Origin of the sequence: Microcystis wesenbergii FACHB-1317 (assembly GCF_014696875.1) — a bacterium.
In the GTDB taxonomy this organism is placed as follows: domain Bacteria; phylum Cyanobacteriota; class Cyanobacteriia; order Cyanobacteriales; family Microcystaceae; genus Microcystis; species Microcystis wesenbergii_A.
Genome location: NZ_JACJQV010000177.1, coordinates 21,494 through 37,193 on the forward strand (window position 1 = coordinate 21,494; position 15,700 = coordinate 37,193).

The window sequence follows — 15,700 nt, forward strand, 5'->3', positions numbered from 1 at the left end:
GCAGCTTTTATGCAGTATTTTGGCATTTTGTTACAAATTGATCATACTCGGTCTAGGAGAGTCACATTGACATACTCCCCCACCCCCAACAGCTAACCCCCATGGCGGACCAGAACGGGCATATTAAAAAAAAACCTGTCCACTGTTCCTGAGAAACGTTAACATAAGTTAACAACCCCTTAACAACCGATAAGATCATCCCCAATTTATCAGGAGTTCGACAGCGTGAACAAAAACGGTAATAACAAAAAATGGCGCAATGCGGGACTATATGCCCTATTGTTAATCGTAGTCCTTGCCTTGGCCTCAGCTTTCTTCGATCGCCAGCCAGCAGTGCAACAGACTTGGAAGTATAGTGAATTTTTACAGGAAGTACGGGAAGGTAAAGTAGAAACCGTGCGCTTAAGTGCCGACCGGCAACGAGCGATCGTACCCACCCAAGATGGAGCAAATGTATTAGTTAACCTGCCCAACGATCCGCAATTAATCAACATCTTGGCAGAAAATAACGTTGATATTTCCGTACTGCCCCAAAGAGAAGAAGGAGTATGGGTAAGAGCCTTCAGTAGCCTATTTTTCCCTATATTGCTTCTTGTTGGTCTATTTTTCTTGCTCCGTCGCGCCCAAAGTGGTCCCGGTTCCCAAGCGATGAACTTCGGCAAATCGAAAGCAAGAGTACAGATGGAACCCCAAACCCAGGTTACTTTCGGTGATGTGGCCGGGATTGAAGGGGCAAAATTAGAATTAAACGAAGTGGTGGACTTCCTCAAAAATGCCGATCGCTTCACGGCAATTGGGGCAAAAATCCCCAAAGGAGTCCTTTTAGTCGGTCCTCCGGGGACAGGTAAAACCCTACTCGCTCGCGCAGTAGCTGGAGAAGCGGGAGTCCCGTTTTTTAGCATTTCCGGTTCGGAATTCGTGGAAATGTTCGTCGGGGTGGGTGCTTCTCGCGTCCGCGACCTATTTGAACAAGCGAAAGCGAATGCACCTTGTATCGTCTTTATCGATGAGATTGATGCTGTCGGTCGTCAACGGGGCGCCGGTTTAGGGGGTGGTAACGATGAACGGGAACAAACCCTCAACCAATTATTAACGGAAATGGACGGTTTTGAAGGTAATACAGGTATTATCATTATCGCCGCCACTAACCGCCCTGATGTGCTGGATGCCGCTTTATTACGTCCGGGTCGTTTCGATCGCCAAGTGGTGGTGGATCGTCCCGATTACGCTGGCCGCAAGGAAATCCTTAATGTCCACTCCAGAGGCAAAACCTTGGCCCAAGACGTGGATCTAGATAAAATTGCTCGTCGTACCCCCGGTTTTACCGGTGCGGATCTGGCTAATTTGCTCAACGAAGCCGCAATTTTAGCCGCACGTCGCAATTTAACCGAGATTTCCATGGATGAGATCAACGATGCGATCGATCGTGTCCTAGCAGGTCCTGAGAAGAAAAATCGCGTCATGAGTGAAAAACGCAAAACTTTAGTTGCTTACCATGAAGCTGGTCATGCTTTGGTGGGTGCTTTAATGCCGGATTACGATCCCGTCCAGAAAATTAGTATTATTCCTCGCGGTCGCGCCGGGGGTTTAACTTGGTTCACTCCTAGCGAGGATCGCATGGAATCCGGGTTATATTCTCGCGCTTATCTGCAAAATCAGATGGCTGTAGCTTTGGGGGGTCGTTTAGCTGAAGAAATTATCTTCGGTGAGGAGGAAGTGACTACGGGGGCTTCTAATGACCTGCAACAGGTGGCACGAGTAGCGCGGCAAATGGTCACTCGTTTCGGTATGAGCGATCGCCTAGGACCGGTGGCCTTAGGTCGTCAAAATGGTAATGTTTTCCTAGGTCGTGATATCGCTTCCGATCGAGATTTCTCCGATGAAACTGCGGCAGCTATTGACGAGGAAGTGCGTAACTTAGTGGAACAGGCCTATCGTCGCGCTAAAGAGGTTTTAGTCAATAACCGCGCCATCTTGGACCAGTTAGCACAAATGTTAGTGGAAAAAGAAACCGTGGACGCGGAGGAGTTACAAAATATCCTCGCTCATAACGATGTGAAAATGGCGGCTTTAGCTTAAGTTTTGTAACATTTTCTTGACAAACAGCATCCATCAGGGTGCTGTTTTTTTTGATAGCTGTTAATCGGGTGCATCTCAATTTTTGTCAATCCCACACAGAGAAAACGGGTTTCTCGGAGAAACCCGTTTTCTACTCATGTAATTTGGGATTTTTAAGCGGAAACTTTCTCCTAAAGTTGATTCAAGGTAGGGTTGATTCAAGGTAGGGTTGATTCATGAATCAACCCTACCCAAACCCCGAAGCGCATTAGTTTTTCGGTGGGATGCTTACAGATAGCTGCTGATATATCTGTAATAATTTAAGAGTCACTGATAATTAATGTGGGATGTACCCCTGTTAATCAGCTTCACAATACCCAGTTTAAATGCGTCTTAAGTAGGGAGGCACAATTATTTGTAGGATGGGTTAGCGGTAGCGCAACATGAGCGGACGTTGGGTTTCATGCTTCAACCCAACCTACGTTGATCTTATATTTAATTCCACCCACCCACTTAGCTTAACAGTCCTGTCTTTTCACTGTTCACTGATTACTGTCATGTAGCATTGATGACTACTTCCTCTTTACCTATTTTAATTGTTATTTGTGGGGCAACTGCCACAGGAAAATCCAGTTTAGCCCTACAATTGGCCGAAAAGTTTAATTCAGTAATTCTCAGTGCCGATTCCCGACAAATCTATCGAGAATTTAATATTGGTACTGCTAAACCTAGCTTAGAAGAATGTCAGCGGATTCCCCATTATCTAATTGATATTTGTGATCCTCAAGATAATTTTACCCTAGCACAGTACCAAGAACAAGCTGAGGATTTAATCAACAATCTCCACTATTCTCCCCTGTTTTTGGTCGGTGGTACGGGACTTTATATCAAGTCCATTGTCAAAGGTTTAAAAATACCGAGGGTTTCTCCTCAAGCGGATTTAAGACGGCAATTACAAGCTTTAGGGCAATCCTATCTTTATCAAATTCTGACGCAGGTAGATGAGGAGGCAACTAAAAAAATTCATCCCCATGATCAGGTCAGGACTTTACGCGCTTTAGAGGTTTTTTATCTGACAGGAAAACCTATCTCTAGTCAGCAGGGAGAAAATCCTCCCACTTATCCGATTTTACAAATTGGTTTAGATTGTTCCCCAGAAAGTTTAGGCAAGCGGATCACTGTTCGTACTGATCAAATGATCGCCAGGGGATTAGTAGCAGAGGTGCAGAATTTGGGGGATAAATACGGTTGGGATTTGCCACTTTTGCAGACTTTGGGTTATGCAGAGATTAAGCAATATCTGCTCGGGGAAATTTCTTTAGAACAGGCGATCGATCTAATTATCCTCCACACCCGTCAATTTGCCAAACGTCAGCGCACTTGGTTTCGTGCCGATGCTGATATTATCTGGTTTCCCGTCGATAAAGAAAATTTATTGGAATCGGTGGAACGAGAAATTATTTTGTTTCTTGAGGGGTTGTCAAGGCCCGATATAAAAACACATCATCCTGATTAACGATTAACTGAAAGTTGTCATTTTGATTCAGTTTATTTAAGTGATCATCAATTAGTTCTGATGAACTAGACCAACCGGGATGACGGCGATCGAGTAGGATATAATTAAATTGATTTAAATCTAGGGATTGGGAACCTTCGATCGCTAATTTGATCATTTCTCGATGGGTAAGATGGGGGGCAATTCTAGAAGTAGTCAAGACACTCTCACTGGTGGTAATTTGGGTGAGAGCTTTTTGGGTGGCGGACCAAGTATCGAGGGAATTTAAATACAGTGACCAAAAATAGCCGTATTTAGCTAAGGCAAAAAAGGCAATAATTGCCCAAGTAATTATCCATTTAGGCTGCTTCAACCAGCTGCTATTATGGGCTAAAGTGGCGATAACCGCTAGAAATAAAAAGGGCAAAATTGGCAGGGAATATTGAGTGGTTAAGTTTTTTTGTGGGGCATGATCTGCTAATAAATTTAAAGCGAGTGCGGGAATAGCGGCAATTATTGGGGCAGAATAGCGCCAGGATAAACCCCAAACTAAGGGAATAATTAATAGGATTAGGTATTCTAGATTGTTGCCAGTAAAGATTTTTCCTAAGACAAGATCGGGTTTGAGGAAAAGATTAAAGATAATTGCTGGTAAACTATCTCCTAGATAACTATATCGAGAATCGGCCATTTCAATAACTGCTGATTTTCCTGTCAGTAGAGGGATTAATAATTTCGTGGCGATAATAAACCAAAGAATGCCGCTAATCATAGCAATTATTCCCGAGATTTTTTTCTTTTCCCAGAGAAGTAACCAGATACCCATTCCCAACAATGTTAAAGAGAGAATTGCTTTACAACCGAGAATAATAATGATTCCTAGACAAAATCCCCAGAGATTATTTAATCTTGCGGCCAAAATTGTCCAAAAAATTGCTGGAACTGCGATAACTTCAGGATGAAAATCAAAGAGATTAACATTAAAAATTAGGGGATAGAGCAGATAAACTAAGGCTAATGTATAAGCTTGTTTTTCTTTTAATCCCGCTTGTATTGCCAATTGCCAGAGGGGAAAAGCACCAAGAGAAAGGGAAAAAGCTTGTAAGAAAAGCAGCCAATAAACGCTAGGATAAATTTTATAAAGTAAGGCTATAGGATAGAGGATAAAAGCGATATGATCGCCTAAAATATGGTAGTCCACAAAAGATATAATCGGTGGTTTACCTTGAGAAATTAGGTAAACTCCTTGATCGAACCAACCAAGATCGAGAGCGTTAGATTGAAATAAAATATGTCTGATGCTGCTGCAAATAAACAGGATTATTGTGCCGCAAATAACTAACCAAAATAAATAATTTTTTTTGTGCATAATTATAAAGTTTTACCTGGATTCTTCGGGATTATTACGACAATACTGCCAGGTATGTATAAAATAAGAAGCAACTTCAGTAAACCATGTTTTAAAAATATTTCTGTTCTCACTGGTGACGATAACCCCATTAATAAACTCTTGCCATTGGGGATCATTAGCGGGAAGAATAAAACCATAATAATCACAATTTAAAGGATTGCGCGGGATAAGTTGATAATCTTTTCCTAGGGATAAACCGAGAATGACAGCTTCTCCAATTAGCAGAATCCCATCACTAGCAAAAGCATCTATTCCATTCCTTCTTAAACTTTGGATACCTCGCAGTCTTCCCGTCACTCCTTGAAATTCCTGATAGGTAGCAAGAGGATATTTTTGTCTTAATAATTCTTGAGTGCTGGTATCTCGCAAAACTCCAATACTTATACCTTCTAAGGACGAGGAAAAGTTAAAATTATTCTGATTATCACTCCGAACTAAAAACTGAGTTCCCGTCACAAAAAAAGGACGAGAAAAACTGACAGCATTGGGTATATTTTTTCTGATACTATTAGGACCACACTCGAAATCAACGGTTTTATTTTCCAATAACTGGAAGCGATTAAATAAAGTTGATTTATAAATTTTGACACTGATGATCCGGAGGTTTAATTTATGCTTGAGTTCCCCTCTGAGCAATTGGATAAAATCTAAGCATAATCCCTGCAAATTATTATTACTATCTCGATAGCCAAAAGGAATGGCATCTTCTCTCATCGCTACTTCTAATAATCCCGTGCGTTTAATTTTTTCTAGCACTGTTTCAGACTTAGCGGGGAGAGCAGCAAAAACATTAGATAAAATAACGAGAGTAAGAATGATTAATTTCATGACTTTTGCCGAGATTATTTAAGATTTGTTATGGCCGTGATCCCATTTATCTAAAATGTCTTTGAATAATAATTCATCTAACCATGTTTTTACTACCACTGTCAAAGGTAAAGCCAATAATAAACCTAAGATGCCAAACATTTGAGCAAAGAAAATTTGAGCAATTAGGGTAATTGCCGGTAGTAAAGATACCTGTTTAGCCATGACAGTGGGTGTCAGCCAATAACTTTCGACATTTTGGATAATAAAATAGAGAATCAGAATAGCGACAATTTTCCAAGGTGCATCGATAACAGCAATTAGAATGGGAAAAATCACACTAGCAGTCGGTCCGATATTAGGGATAAAATTGAGCAATCCTGCTAGGATAGCATGAACGAGAACTAGATTAATTTGTAGAAGCCAAAGACCGAAACCACTGAATAATCCTACCATAGTTGAACTAATGGCAATTCCCAACAACCAATTACCTAAACCCGCTTCCGATAGGGTCAGAATTTCCTCGGCACGACGACGATAGAAGTTAGGAAATAATTTTAAGAAAGCTTGTCGATAGGGTTGGGGGTTGGCTAACATCATCATTGCTAACACCAGCACGAATAATAATTGCAAAATTGCCGCAACTGAGTTAGAAAAGAAGGTAAAAAAGTTACTAAAAACAAAGGTTCCTAAAGGTTGTAACTGCTGGAATAAATCAGTTAAATTAGGCAGCGATGGCAACCAATCAAATTGAAATTGTTGTCGCCATTGAATCGAGTTATTGCGGACTAAATCCCAAGCTTGCGGTAAAAGTTCAATTAATTTTTGAAACTGTTCGATAAAGGGGGGAACAATAATTATAAAAAATAAAATCACAATTCCTAGACTCGTCAGCAGGGTGATTAAAATAGCCAAACCCCTTTTAATCCCCAATCTCTGCAATCCTTTTACACATCTATTTAAGGCTACGGTAAACACGATCGCCATAAAAATCAATAATAACAGCTGTCGAATCTGCCACAATACATACAGAGCCATTATTAAACAGATAAACCCCAACCACTGACCAAATTTCACGACCTTGATTTATCCTATCGGGACAAGTTTTATCATACAGCAGTCGGTCGGCGGTCGGCAGGAGATAGGTTTTAGGTCTTGGGGTTTTGGAGTCTTGGGGTTTTGGGGTTTTAGTTCAATTTCCCCACTTCCCCACTTCCCCACTTCCCACTTCCCCACTTCCCCACCTCCCCACCTCCCCACTTCCCCACTTCCCAACTTCCCCACTTCCCCACTTCCCTAACAGCACAAATCAAGTTTTGTATCAATAATTTGCTAATTTTGCTGTTATATGCTATACAGTTACACCACAAAACAGGATAGAAAAACGAGATTTTCTTAATTACTAGACTTTTTCTAAAATTTTATGGCAACTCTCCCAGAGTCAAATTATCCTGAAAGAAATCCTCTCCTAGAAAATCCGACAAGACTCAGAGAAATTGTAGCCATTAATGCTTTTATCCTTGTATTAGGACTTCGATAATGAAAGAATTGGAGCGATACTATAAAGTTTTAGGGTTAGATCATGGGGCATCTCTCGACGAGATCAATCAAGCCTACAAAGATTTGGTGTTTATTTGGCATCCCGATCGCATTCCCAAAGATAATCAGCGTCTTTTGGAAAAAGCCACCGCTAAACTGCAAGAAATTAACCACGCTAGGGAACAATTGCGGGAAATTCATCAAAATTCTCCTAAACGCTCCAATTCCGCCCCTAAAACTGAAAAACAGCCCGCCCACGCCTATAAAACTGCCTCCCCCTATCAGCCTCACCCTAGCCAACCGGGCCAAAATTCCCAAACCCACAGTCATAAAACCCATAGTCAACAAACCCATAGTCAACAAACCCATAGTCAACACAGCCACTCCCAGAATAACCATCAGGTTCACAATCATGCCGCCTGGCGCCCTCACTATCGGGATTTAAACGGAGCCGATTTACAGGGAGCTAACCTGAAGGAAAAAGATCTCTCTAGTCGCAGTCTCATCGGGGCAGATTTAAGCCATGCGGACTTAAGCGATAGCTTCCTGCACAAAATTAACCTAGAAAAGGCTAATCTGTACAAAGCTAATCTTTTTCGCGCCAATCTCCTCGAAGCTAACCTTAAAGGCGCAAATTTACAGGAAGCCAATCTCATCGGAGCGGATTTAAGTGGGGCAGATCTGTCGGCGGCGGATTTACGCGGGGCAAAAATTGGCTTCGGTAAGCGTATTATGGTCAAATTAACTGGAGCAATTTTAACAGGAACAATTCTCCCCGATGGTTCGATTCATCAATAGACCTCTTGTAAAAATCAAAAATTGTTGTTAGGGTTAGGAGTCAGGGGTCAGGAGTCAGTAGTCAGGAGAATTAAGAATGAATAATAATCAATTAAATGGTCTATTTAAGGATTTTATGCAATTTAATCCTTATTTTTACCGTTTTTGAACCCTCAAAAATTAATTATGCAAGAGGTTTCATTAAACCTCTTGCTAATTTTGATAAGTATCTAAGCACAATTAATTAGGGTCTGCTGAAAAAGTTTTTCCTGGGGGTAGGAGTCAGTAGCCGGTCGTCAGGAGTCGGTCGTTTTAGGCTTTGTTGCCCTTGTTTTTTGTACCAAGCGATGTACTACAAGAAGGATAATGCAAGGTTTTTGAACGTCCCAATCCTATTTTCTTGCACTAACATCGGACTTTAACAGGTCAAAAGCTTTATTTTAAAAGGGTTTTACCATTATTCAGCAAACCCTAATTACACATCTAAGCCACTACTCCGTCAGACTTCTGCTGATGTGAGCAAACAGAGAACTGAAAACTCAAATCCGATCCCTAATAGCTGTATCCCGTCTCCTGTCTCCTGTCTCCTGTCTCCTGTCTCGACTAGGAAATTAATTTTGCACGACTACTTATTTTTTTAATAGGAACTATCACCTGATGGGCATTTGTTACACAATTGCTGCTGTTTTTCTAGGGATGCAATTAGCTGCAGGAGAAAATTTATCGGCGGCGAATCCTGATTTTTTACGGCTGCAAAAAGCTCTAGAACAACACAATTTCATCGTCAAACTTGCCCCGCCACCAGTGCGAGGAGCCTACGGTTTATTTGATAGTAAAACTAGAATTATTTGGATTCATCCCCTAGTTTTTGACTTAGGTATTGCCCGACCAACATTAATTCATGAAGCTGTCCATGCCGCTCAACTTTGTCATGGAGGCAAAACAGTTAAAGCTCTTAATTTAGCCATAGAACCACCGGCAATGACCAGAAGATTTTTTATGAATTATCAGGGTTTTAGCAGACAAATTGAAGCCGAAGCCTATACTGTTCAAGTTCAGCCCGATGGTCTGGATTTAGTGATTTCTTTACTACAAAAATATTGTCCTTAGAAAACCTGTTCATAAATCTACCAATCTCGTTCTAATTCTTCGGCCACACGACGATAATCGGCGCTGGCTTCTTGGGCATTTTTACCGCGCCAATTGGTAATAGCAACCCCGTCTAAAACGGCTTTTTCGTGGGCCTTATAATTTCTGACAAAAGCATGACAGGCGGGAATACCTAATTCTAATAAAGTATTTTGTGCTTCTAAAGTTTCCTTAAGACTACGGGAATCCACTTTTGTTAACAAAACCCGATAGGCAATTCCTAAGGGTTTAACTGCCGTGCGTACCGTGTCAATTAAAGCCATTAAATCCATCGGTGCGGGGGGAGTCGGTAAAATTAAATAATCCGATTCTGCTATGACTGCGGTAAGTAATTCGGAACGCAAAGCCGGTGGTGTGTCAATCACGATCAGATCGTACTCGATAATTTGACGCAATTCTCCTAATTTCTCTGTATTAATTTGCTTGGCTAAATCAAATACCATACCCGCTTGATTTCTTTCTACCCACCAAGTGGAGGAACCCTGCGGATCCGCATCCACCAGCAAAACACGCTGATTCTGCCCCCAAATTGCCGCTAAATTGACCGCAGTGGTGGTTTTACCCACACCACCTTTACCGTTGACAACAGCGAGGATTTTTGGGCTATTAGGCTTTAATTGCGAGGTCATTTTCAGTTATCAGTTATCAGTTATCAGTTATCAGTTATCAGTTATCAGTTATCAGTTATCAGTTATCAGTTATCAGTTATCAGTTATCAGTTATCAGTTACCAGTTATCAGTTACCAGTTATCAGATTTGAGTTTTAAGTTCACTGTTTACTGTTTACTGTTTACTGTTTACTGATCACTGAAAAAAAGCTCCCCACTGATTACTGTTTACTGATTACTGATCACTGAATATAACTAACCAGAAAGTTTTTGATCTAAGATTTGGCTAGTTAATTTAGGATCGGCCTTACCGCCGCTTTTTTTCATGACTTGACCGACAAAAAATCCCTTAAGATTGGTTTTACCCGCCCGGAATTTTTCTAACTCGCTTGGATGGGAGGCGATAATTTCCTCGATCAGTTTTTCGATCGCAGAAGTGTCAGAAATTTGTATTAATCCTTTCTTTTCCACCAGCGCTTTCGGTGAACCGCCTTCGGTGAGAAGTTCGGGTAAAATTTCCTTAGCAATTTTGCCACTAATTGTTCCCGTTTCAATCAGTTTAACTAATTCGGCTAAGTCTGACGCTTGCAGGGAAATTTCTGTGATCGTCAGCTTATTATTATTCAAATAAGCGGCGATATCTTGACTGATCCAGTTAGCGACTAATTTCGCATTGGCCCCCGCAATTACGGCAGTTTCAAAATATTCAGCCACGGTGCGATCATCGGTTAAAACCCTGGCATCGTAGGCGGAAAGACCAAATTCTTCTTCATAACGACGACGTTTACGAGCGGGTAATTCCGGTAATTCTTCCGCCCAAGCTTTTAACTGTTCGGGGGAGACTTCTAGGGGGGGTAAATCCGGTTCGGGAAAATAGCGATAATCGCTAGAACCTTCTTTTTTCCGCATACTAATCGTCCGTTGAGTAGCTTCTTCCCAAAGACGGGTTTCCTGTACGATCAGTTCGCCATTTTTGATCGCTTCAATTTGTCGATCGATCTCGTATTCTATGGCTTTTTGGATAGCACTAAAGGAGTTCATATTTTTGATTTCTACCTTAGTCCCGAACTTTTTAGTGCCTTTTTTGCGAACGGAAATATTGACATCGCAGCGCAGGGAACCTTCCTGCATATTACCGTCACTGATGCCGAGATAACGCACTAAACGCCGTAATTCTTGGGCATATTCCGCCGCTTCGGCCCCGGTGCGTAAATCCGGTTCCGAGACAATTTCCAATAATGGTACACCTGTACGATTAAAATCCACGAGGGAATGGGTGGAACCGGAGAGACGTTCGCTGCCAGCATGAACCAGTTTTCCCGCGTCTTCTTCCATGTGCAGACGGGTAATGCCGATAATTTTGCGGCTAACTTCCTTAGTTTTTTTATCGACGATCTCGATTTCTAGTTGACCCTGTTCGACAATAGGGAGATCATACTGGGAAATTTGATAATTTTTCGGCAGGTCGGGATAAAAATACTGTTTGCGATCGAATTTGCTATGAGGTGTGATTTTACCATCGATAGCTAATCCCAGTTTAACAGCACTGGCCAGGACTTCTTGGTTAAGGACGGGTAATACCCCCGGATAACCCAAACAGACGGGACAGACGTTAGTATTGGGGGGACTATCGAAGTTGGTAGGACAGGAACAAAATATCTTGCTTTTGGTGTTGAGTTGACAGTGGGTTTCTAAACCGATAATTGCTTCGTATTCAGTGGCAGACATATTTTCTCGCTCTAGCCGACACAGGAATGATCTGTTTACTCATTATAGTCGCGATTCTGGAGCATTCCCTCCCTTCAAAAAACTTAATACTGTAGTTACTAATAACTTTCTGCACCTTTAATATAGCTCAAAAAAGATAATTTATCCAACCAATGTCCGCCATTATTTTTGATTTTATCAAAGGCATAAGATACATAGGTCGAGTTCGTAAATATTCTGATTGACTGGTAGCATTTGAAATGCCTACACAGCAAGCAGCCGACAAAATTGGCCAATTGTCAATAGCCTTTGAGATGCCTTTACCCTGACCCTAGAGGAGTTGGTAAGTACCTAAGCAAAATTAATTACACATATCTACCCCCCCTTGCCTCTTGCCTCCTGCCTTTTGCCTTTCTTCACTAGGAAATTTATTTTGCACGACTACTTAGCTCTTCAAATCGACTCCAGTTTGTCTCCCTGAGATAATTTTAATCTTGACTGTCCGCTAACAACCGGAATTATCGGTTAGAAACGCAGTTTCCCCGGGACCAACCCCATTCTTCCACTCCCACGGAAATTTGCGAACCGGGACGGACATCTCCTTTCGATAAGTCTATCAGAGTGACACTGACTGCGGCGAATAAACTGCCACGATAAATCGGTTGTCCTTTGTTGTTAGTATTTTTAAAACTAAGGCTAGAAACTTGGGGAGGTTGACCAGAACGCGTCCAGCGAATGCGTTCAAAACGTCCATTGATAAATTCTGCCGAATAGGACCAACCGTTATTCATGCGACCTCGACAAAAAAGCTGTTGTGTGGCCACGGTAGCGGGAATATTGACAGATAAACTCAGAAGGCTGAATGCAGCGAGAGCGATCGGCAAAAATTTCATAAAAGTTGGCACTATAGGGTCAAATAATCTCATTATAAGTTTTTAGCTCGCAAATTTAACTATCGCGGCTGCGGTAAGTTCCGGTTTTTCGAGATGGGGAACATGACCACAGCGAGGAATCCAAACCAGTTGATTATTGGGTAAAGCCTGCTGAAATATCTTCGCGTCTTTTGTGCCTAAAATTTGATCGTTTTCTCCCCAAATAATCAGAGTTTCTCGGTTTATTTGGCTTAATTTCGGTAAAAATGCCCCATAACCGCCACTTTTGGTAAAGGAGATTAAAGCCTCACTCCAGTGGGGACAATTCAGGTGCAGATTGGCACAGGTGCAAGCATCAACAGTGGCTAAAGTTGCATCAAAATAGGCAGTACGACTGATATTTTGACGCACGCGGGGATTGGCTAAAAAATTAGTTGCCCACTTATCGAGGGGAGAAAACATCAATTTACCCAAAACTGGGGGGTTAGCTAGTCCTGCGCTGTCAATCAGGACTAATTTTGCCACTATTTCCGGGTAGGAGAGGGCAAAATCTAGGGCCACTGCACCCCCCATGGAAGCACCGACTAAAATCATTGGTTCGGCGATCGCAGTTCTCCAGAAATGGTAAAGATGGCTTTTAATAGTTTTCGGAGATACTTCTAAATCTGGGTATCGCTCAGTAAAACCGAAGCCGAGCATATCTATCGCCCAAGTTTCCCTATTTTGGGCGAGTAAGGGTAGTAAACGCCGAAATTCCAGCAAGGAACTATCAAAACCGTGCAGAAGAACAAAGGGCGGTTGACCTTGCCCTTGTTGACTATAGGTAGTTAGAATCGATCGAGGATAGATGGGGCTATCGATGGCAATTTGTTGGATATTTTCGAGGAGAGCAAGGGAGGTATCTTCACTCAATCCCTCCCTAACAGTGGGTAAAAAGTTGGGATAATTCACGGATGAGGGCGAAAGTTTGATGAGGCAACAGGCAAGAGGTGGTTAGATATGTGTAGTTAGTTGTCTCTAGCTACAGATGTTAATAGCTAATTTCGAGGGTGACAGCAGCGCGCAGGGTTTGTTCCCCTCCGATAACTGGGCTACTGGCAGCATCGGCACTCCGAAAAACCGCTTCTGAGCGGGCTATTGGCACGGGATTACTGGTATTACCCACTTGGATAGAAACCGTTTCTTTCGGCACTAAACCGAGGGCTTGTAACACGATTGTAGCCTGTTCTCTAGCTTGTTCCGTGGCTTTGATGAGAGCGGTTCTTTGGGCAGCTGCGATCGCTGATTCTCCAGCAGTAAAACTGACCCCATCGATGCGTGTTGCCCCGACTTTCACCGCTTCATCGATTAAACTCCCCGCTTGGGCTATATCAACCTGAAAACTAATCAAATTAGCCCCGATATAACCGATTAAACGTCTTTGATTGTTGCTGAAGTCGTAATTGGGCTGTAAACTAATGCCGGTGGTTTCCAATTTTTCCACTTGACGGGAACGGAGAAATTTAACCACCGCATCGCTACGAGTGGCGGTTTCCCGCTGCACCTTACCCGCTTCTTTGCCTTGAACTTCTACCCCTAAGCGCACTATTGCTTGAGAAGTGGCGATATTTTCTATTCCTTCTCCCGTCACGGTAATTGTCCTCAATTCTCTTGTGTTTGCGTAACTAGGCATAACTAATCCGGTGTTGATGAGGATAAGGGACAGCAAAAAAGCCCAGCAAAATTTTTGGTAATTCATCAAAAATCTCTAGCGATCGATACTATATTTCGATTCTAGCCTTTATTTTGGGCAATTGAGTGGAAGATTATCCCTTTTCCGTCACTTTCGGAATATTGGTGACTAAGCTCTGGGAAGCTGTAGTAATAAATATCGACAACTGTCCAATTGCTTTGGCTCTCTTGGGGTTATGGTGATGGGCAAATCTTGTCGAAAAAAGGGCGTACGCTATACGCCCCTACCAATCACACCACGCGCAGCGGTAGGGGCGCAACGTGGTCAGTGAGTTGATCGAACTGCTTGCGCCCCTAATCTAACATTGTCAACATTTTTCAGCCAATATCCCAGAGAGCCATTCATTTTAGGGAAGAAGTCAATACTAAGCTAAGACGTAATCCCTTGTGCAACAAAGAAAAAAAGCGGCGAAGAAAGGTCTCACTCAGTCATCCTAGAAGTATAAGATTGACACTCCCGTCGCGCTTATGCGAGGGATTCTTGGTTCACTGACTCAAGTTGTCTTAGCAGGTATTTCTACCAACCAAAATAGAGCTTAAATCTCCCCAAGCGTTAGCTTCCGATATGCCCTATCGTAGCTTTTTTGAGTATATTTAATGCCGCCATCTTGTCCCTATCTTCCACATATCCGCAGGAACAAACATGAGTTCTAACTGATAGAGACTTTTGGATTAACCGACCACAATTAAGGCATTCTTGACTTGTATAGTATAGGCGGGATTAACTGCTATGGTCAATCGTCCGTATTTAATACCAAAATACTCAATCCATTTTCTCAATTGTGACCAACCAGCATCATTGATACTCTTGGCTAGTTTTTGATTACGCACAAGGTTCTTGACTTTTAAATCGACCTGAGCTATCAAGTCGTTTGACTGAATTAAACGGAGTGCCAATTTTTTAGCAAACTCTTCTCGTTGCCTACTTACTTTTAAATGTCCCTTGGCGTATTTTTGACTAGCTTTTTTGTAGTTATTAGACTGCTTTTGTCCTCTCTTAAACTTTTTAGACTTTCTTCTATTCAGTTTATTAAGACGCTTCTCGGCTTTTCGATAATACTTAGGAGGCTCTACTGTATTCCCGTTACTGTCAGCATAAAGATATTTTAACCCCATATCTAATCCTAGGCAATGACCCGTCGATTCTGATTGTGGGGTTATATCTCTAGCATCGAGTTTTAGCATTAACTGGCAATAATATCCATCAGCCCTTTTAACTATTCTTATCCGTTGAATTTGCCATTCTTGAAAATCCAACAAGTCTCGACTACCAATTAGTTTTAACTCCCCAAGGTTTTTTCCATCAGTGAAAGTTATTCTCTTGGAATTTCGATTAAGTTTCCAACCTGACTTTTTCAACTCAACAGAATGAGTACGTTTAGAGTATTTAGGATATCCTTTTTTACCAGCGATTTGGTTCTGGCAATTGTTAGAGAACCTAAGAATAGCAGTCCAAGTCCGTTCGCAAGCCTGTTGACAAGCTGTAGAGTTAAGGTCTTGAACAAAAGGGTATTCACTTCTTAATTGAGTGACATATTTATATACA

Annotated in this window: 12 protein-coding genes and 1 pseudogene; 4 read left to right on the top strand and 9 right to left on the bottom strand. The window is 41.9% G+C overall.

Features of this window, described 5'->3' with window-relative positions:
• Positions 1-225: 225 nt before the first annotated feature.
• The gene (ftsH3, locus tag H6F92_RS16940; protein WP_052275780.1) at positions 226-2,079 is read left to right on the top strand and encodes an ATP-dependent zinc metalloprotease FtsH3; all 1,854 of its coding nucleotides are present in this window, start codon (positions 226-228) and stop codon (positions 2,077-2,079) included.
• Positions 2,080-2,626: 547 nt separating this feature from the next.
• Positions 2,627-3,574, top strand: a complete 948-nt coding sequence (gene miaA / locus H6F92_RS16945; protein WP_190358812.1) for a tRNA (adenosine(37)-N6)-dimethylallyltransferase MiaA — start codon at positions 2,627-2,629, stop codon at positions 3,572-3,574.
• On the opposite strand, the gene H6F92_RS16950 is transcribed toward miaA, so the two are convergent.
• From H6F92_RS16950 to H6F92_RS16960, 3 genes are read right to left on the bottom strand one after another with little or no spacing between them, the layout of a single operon-like run.
• On the bottom strand, positions 3,516-4,922 hold the full coding sequence (locus H6F92_RS16950; protein WP_190358813.1) for a DUF2079 domain-containing protein: 1,407 nt from the start codon (positions 4,920-4,922) through the stop codon (positions 3,516-3,518). The two genes, miaA and H6F92_RS16950, sit on opposite strands and share 59 nt — an antisense overlap.
• A 12-nt stretch (positions 4,923-4,934) precedes the next feature.
• On the bottom strand, positions 4,935-5,792 hold the full coding sequence (locus H6F92_RS16955) for an amino acid ABC transporter substrate-binding protein (RefSeq protein ID WP_190358814.1): 858 nt from the start codon (positions 5,790-5,792) through the stop codon (positions 4,935-4,937).
• 18 nt (positions 5,793-5,810) lie between these two features.
• Entirely contained in the window at positions 5,811-6,848 is a 1,038-nt protein-coding gene (locus H6F92_RS16960; RefSeq protein WP_190358815.1) for an AI-2E family transporter, read from the bottom strand.
• 462 nt (positions 6,849-7,310) lie between these two features.
• Here H6F92_RS16960 and H6F92_RS16965 point away from each other — a divergent pair, with 462 nt between their 5' ends.
• Positions 7,311-8,108 (top strand): pentapeptide repeat-containing protein, encoded by a 798-nt coding sequence (locus H6F92_RS16965; RefSeq protein WP_190358816.1) that lies wholly within the window; start codon positions 7,311-7,313, stop codon positions 8,106-8,108.
• Positions 8,109-8,744: 636 nt separating this feature from the next.
• Positions 8,745-9,197, top strand: a complete 453-nt coding sequence (locus tag H6F92_RS16970; RefSeq protein WP_190358817.1) for a hypothetical protein — start codon at positions 8,745-8,747, stop codon at positions 9,195-9,197.
• A gap of 17 nt (positions 9,198-9,214) precedes the next feature.
• Here H6F92_RS16970 and H6F92_RS16975 read toward each other — a convergent pair whose 3' ends face one another.
• The 6 genes and pseudogenes from H6F92_RS16975 to H6F92_RS26165 form a co-directional block, all read right to left on the bottom strand.
• Positions 9,215-9,865 carry a ParA family protein gene (locus tag H6F92_RS16975; protein ID WP_002745320.1) on the bottom strand — a complete coding sequence of 217 codons (651 nt, stop codon included), beginning with the start codon at positions 9,863-9,865 and terminating at the stop codon, positions 9,215-9,217.
• 234 nt (positions 9,866-10,099) lie between these two features.
• A complete protein-coding gene (gene gatB / locus H6F92_RS16980) occupies positions 10,100-11,572 on the bottom strand; it encodes an Asp-tRNA(Asn)/Glu-tRNA(Gln) amidotransferase subunit GatB (protein WP_190358818.1) in 1,473 nt (490 codons plus the stop codon).
• Positions 11,573-12,069: 497 nt separating this feature from the next.
• The gene (locus H6F92_RS16985; RefSeq protein ID WP_190358819.1) at positions 12,070-12,444 is read right to left on the bottom strand and encodes a hypothetical protein; all 375 of its coding nucleotides are present in this window, start codon (positions 12,442-12,444) and stop codon (positions 12,070-12,072) included.
• A 42-nt stretch (positions 12,445-12,486) separates the two neighbouring features.
• Positions 12,487-13,374, bottom strand: coding sequence for an alpha/beta fold hydrolase (locus tag H6F92_RS16990; RefSeq protein ID WP_190358820.1), 888 nt, complete (start codon positions 13,372-13,374; stop codon positions 12,487-12,489).
• A 79-nt stretch (positions 13,375-13,453) separates the two neighbouring features.
• Positions 13,454-14,161 (bottom strand): SIMPL domain-containing protein, encoded by a 708-nt coding sequence (locus H6F92_RS16995; RefSeq protein WP_190358821.1) that lies wholly within the window; start codon positions 14,159-14,161, stop codon positions 13,454-13,456.
• Positions 14,162-14,658: 497 nt separating this feature from the next.
• Positions 14,659-15,700 (bottom strand): annotated as a pseudogene (locus tag H6F92_RS26165) (RNA-guided endonuclease InsQ/TnpB family protein); the annotation flags it as partial.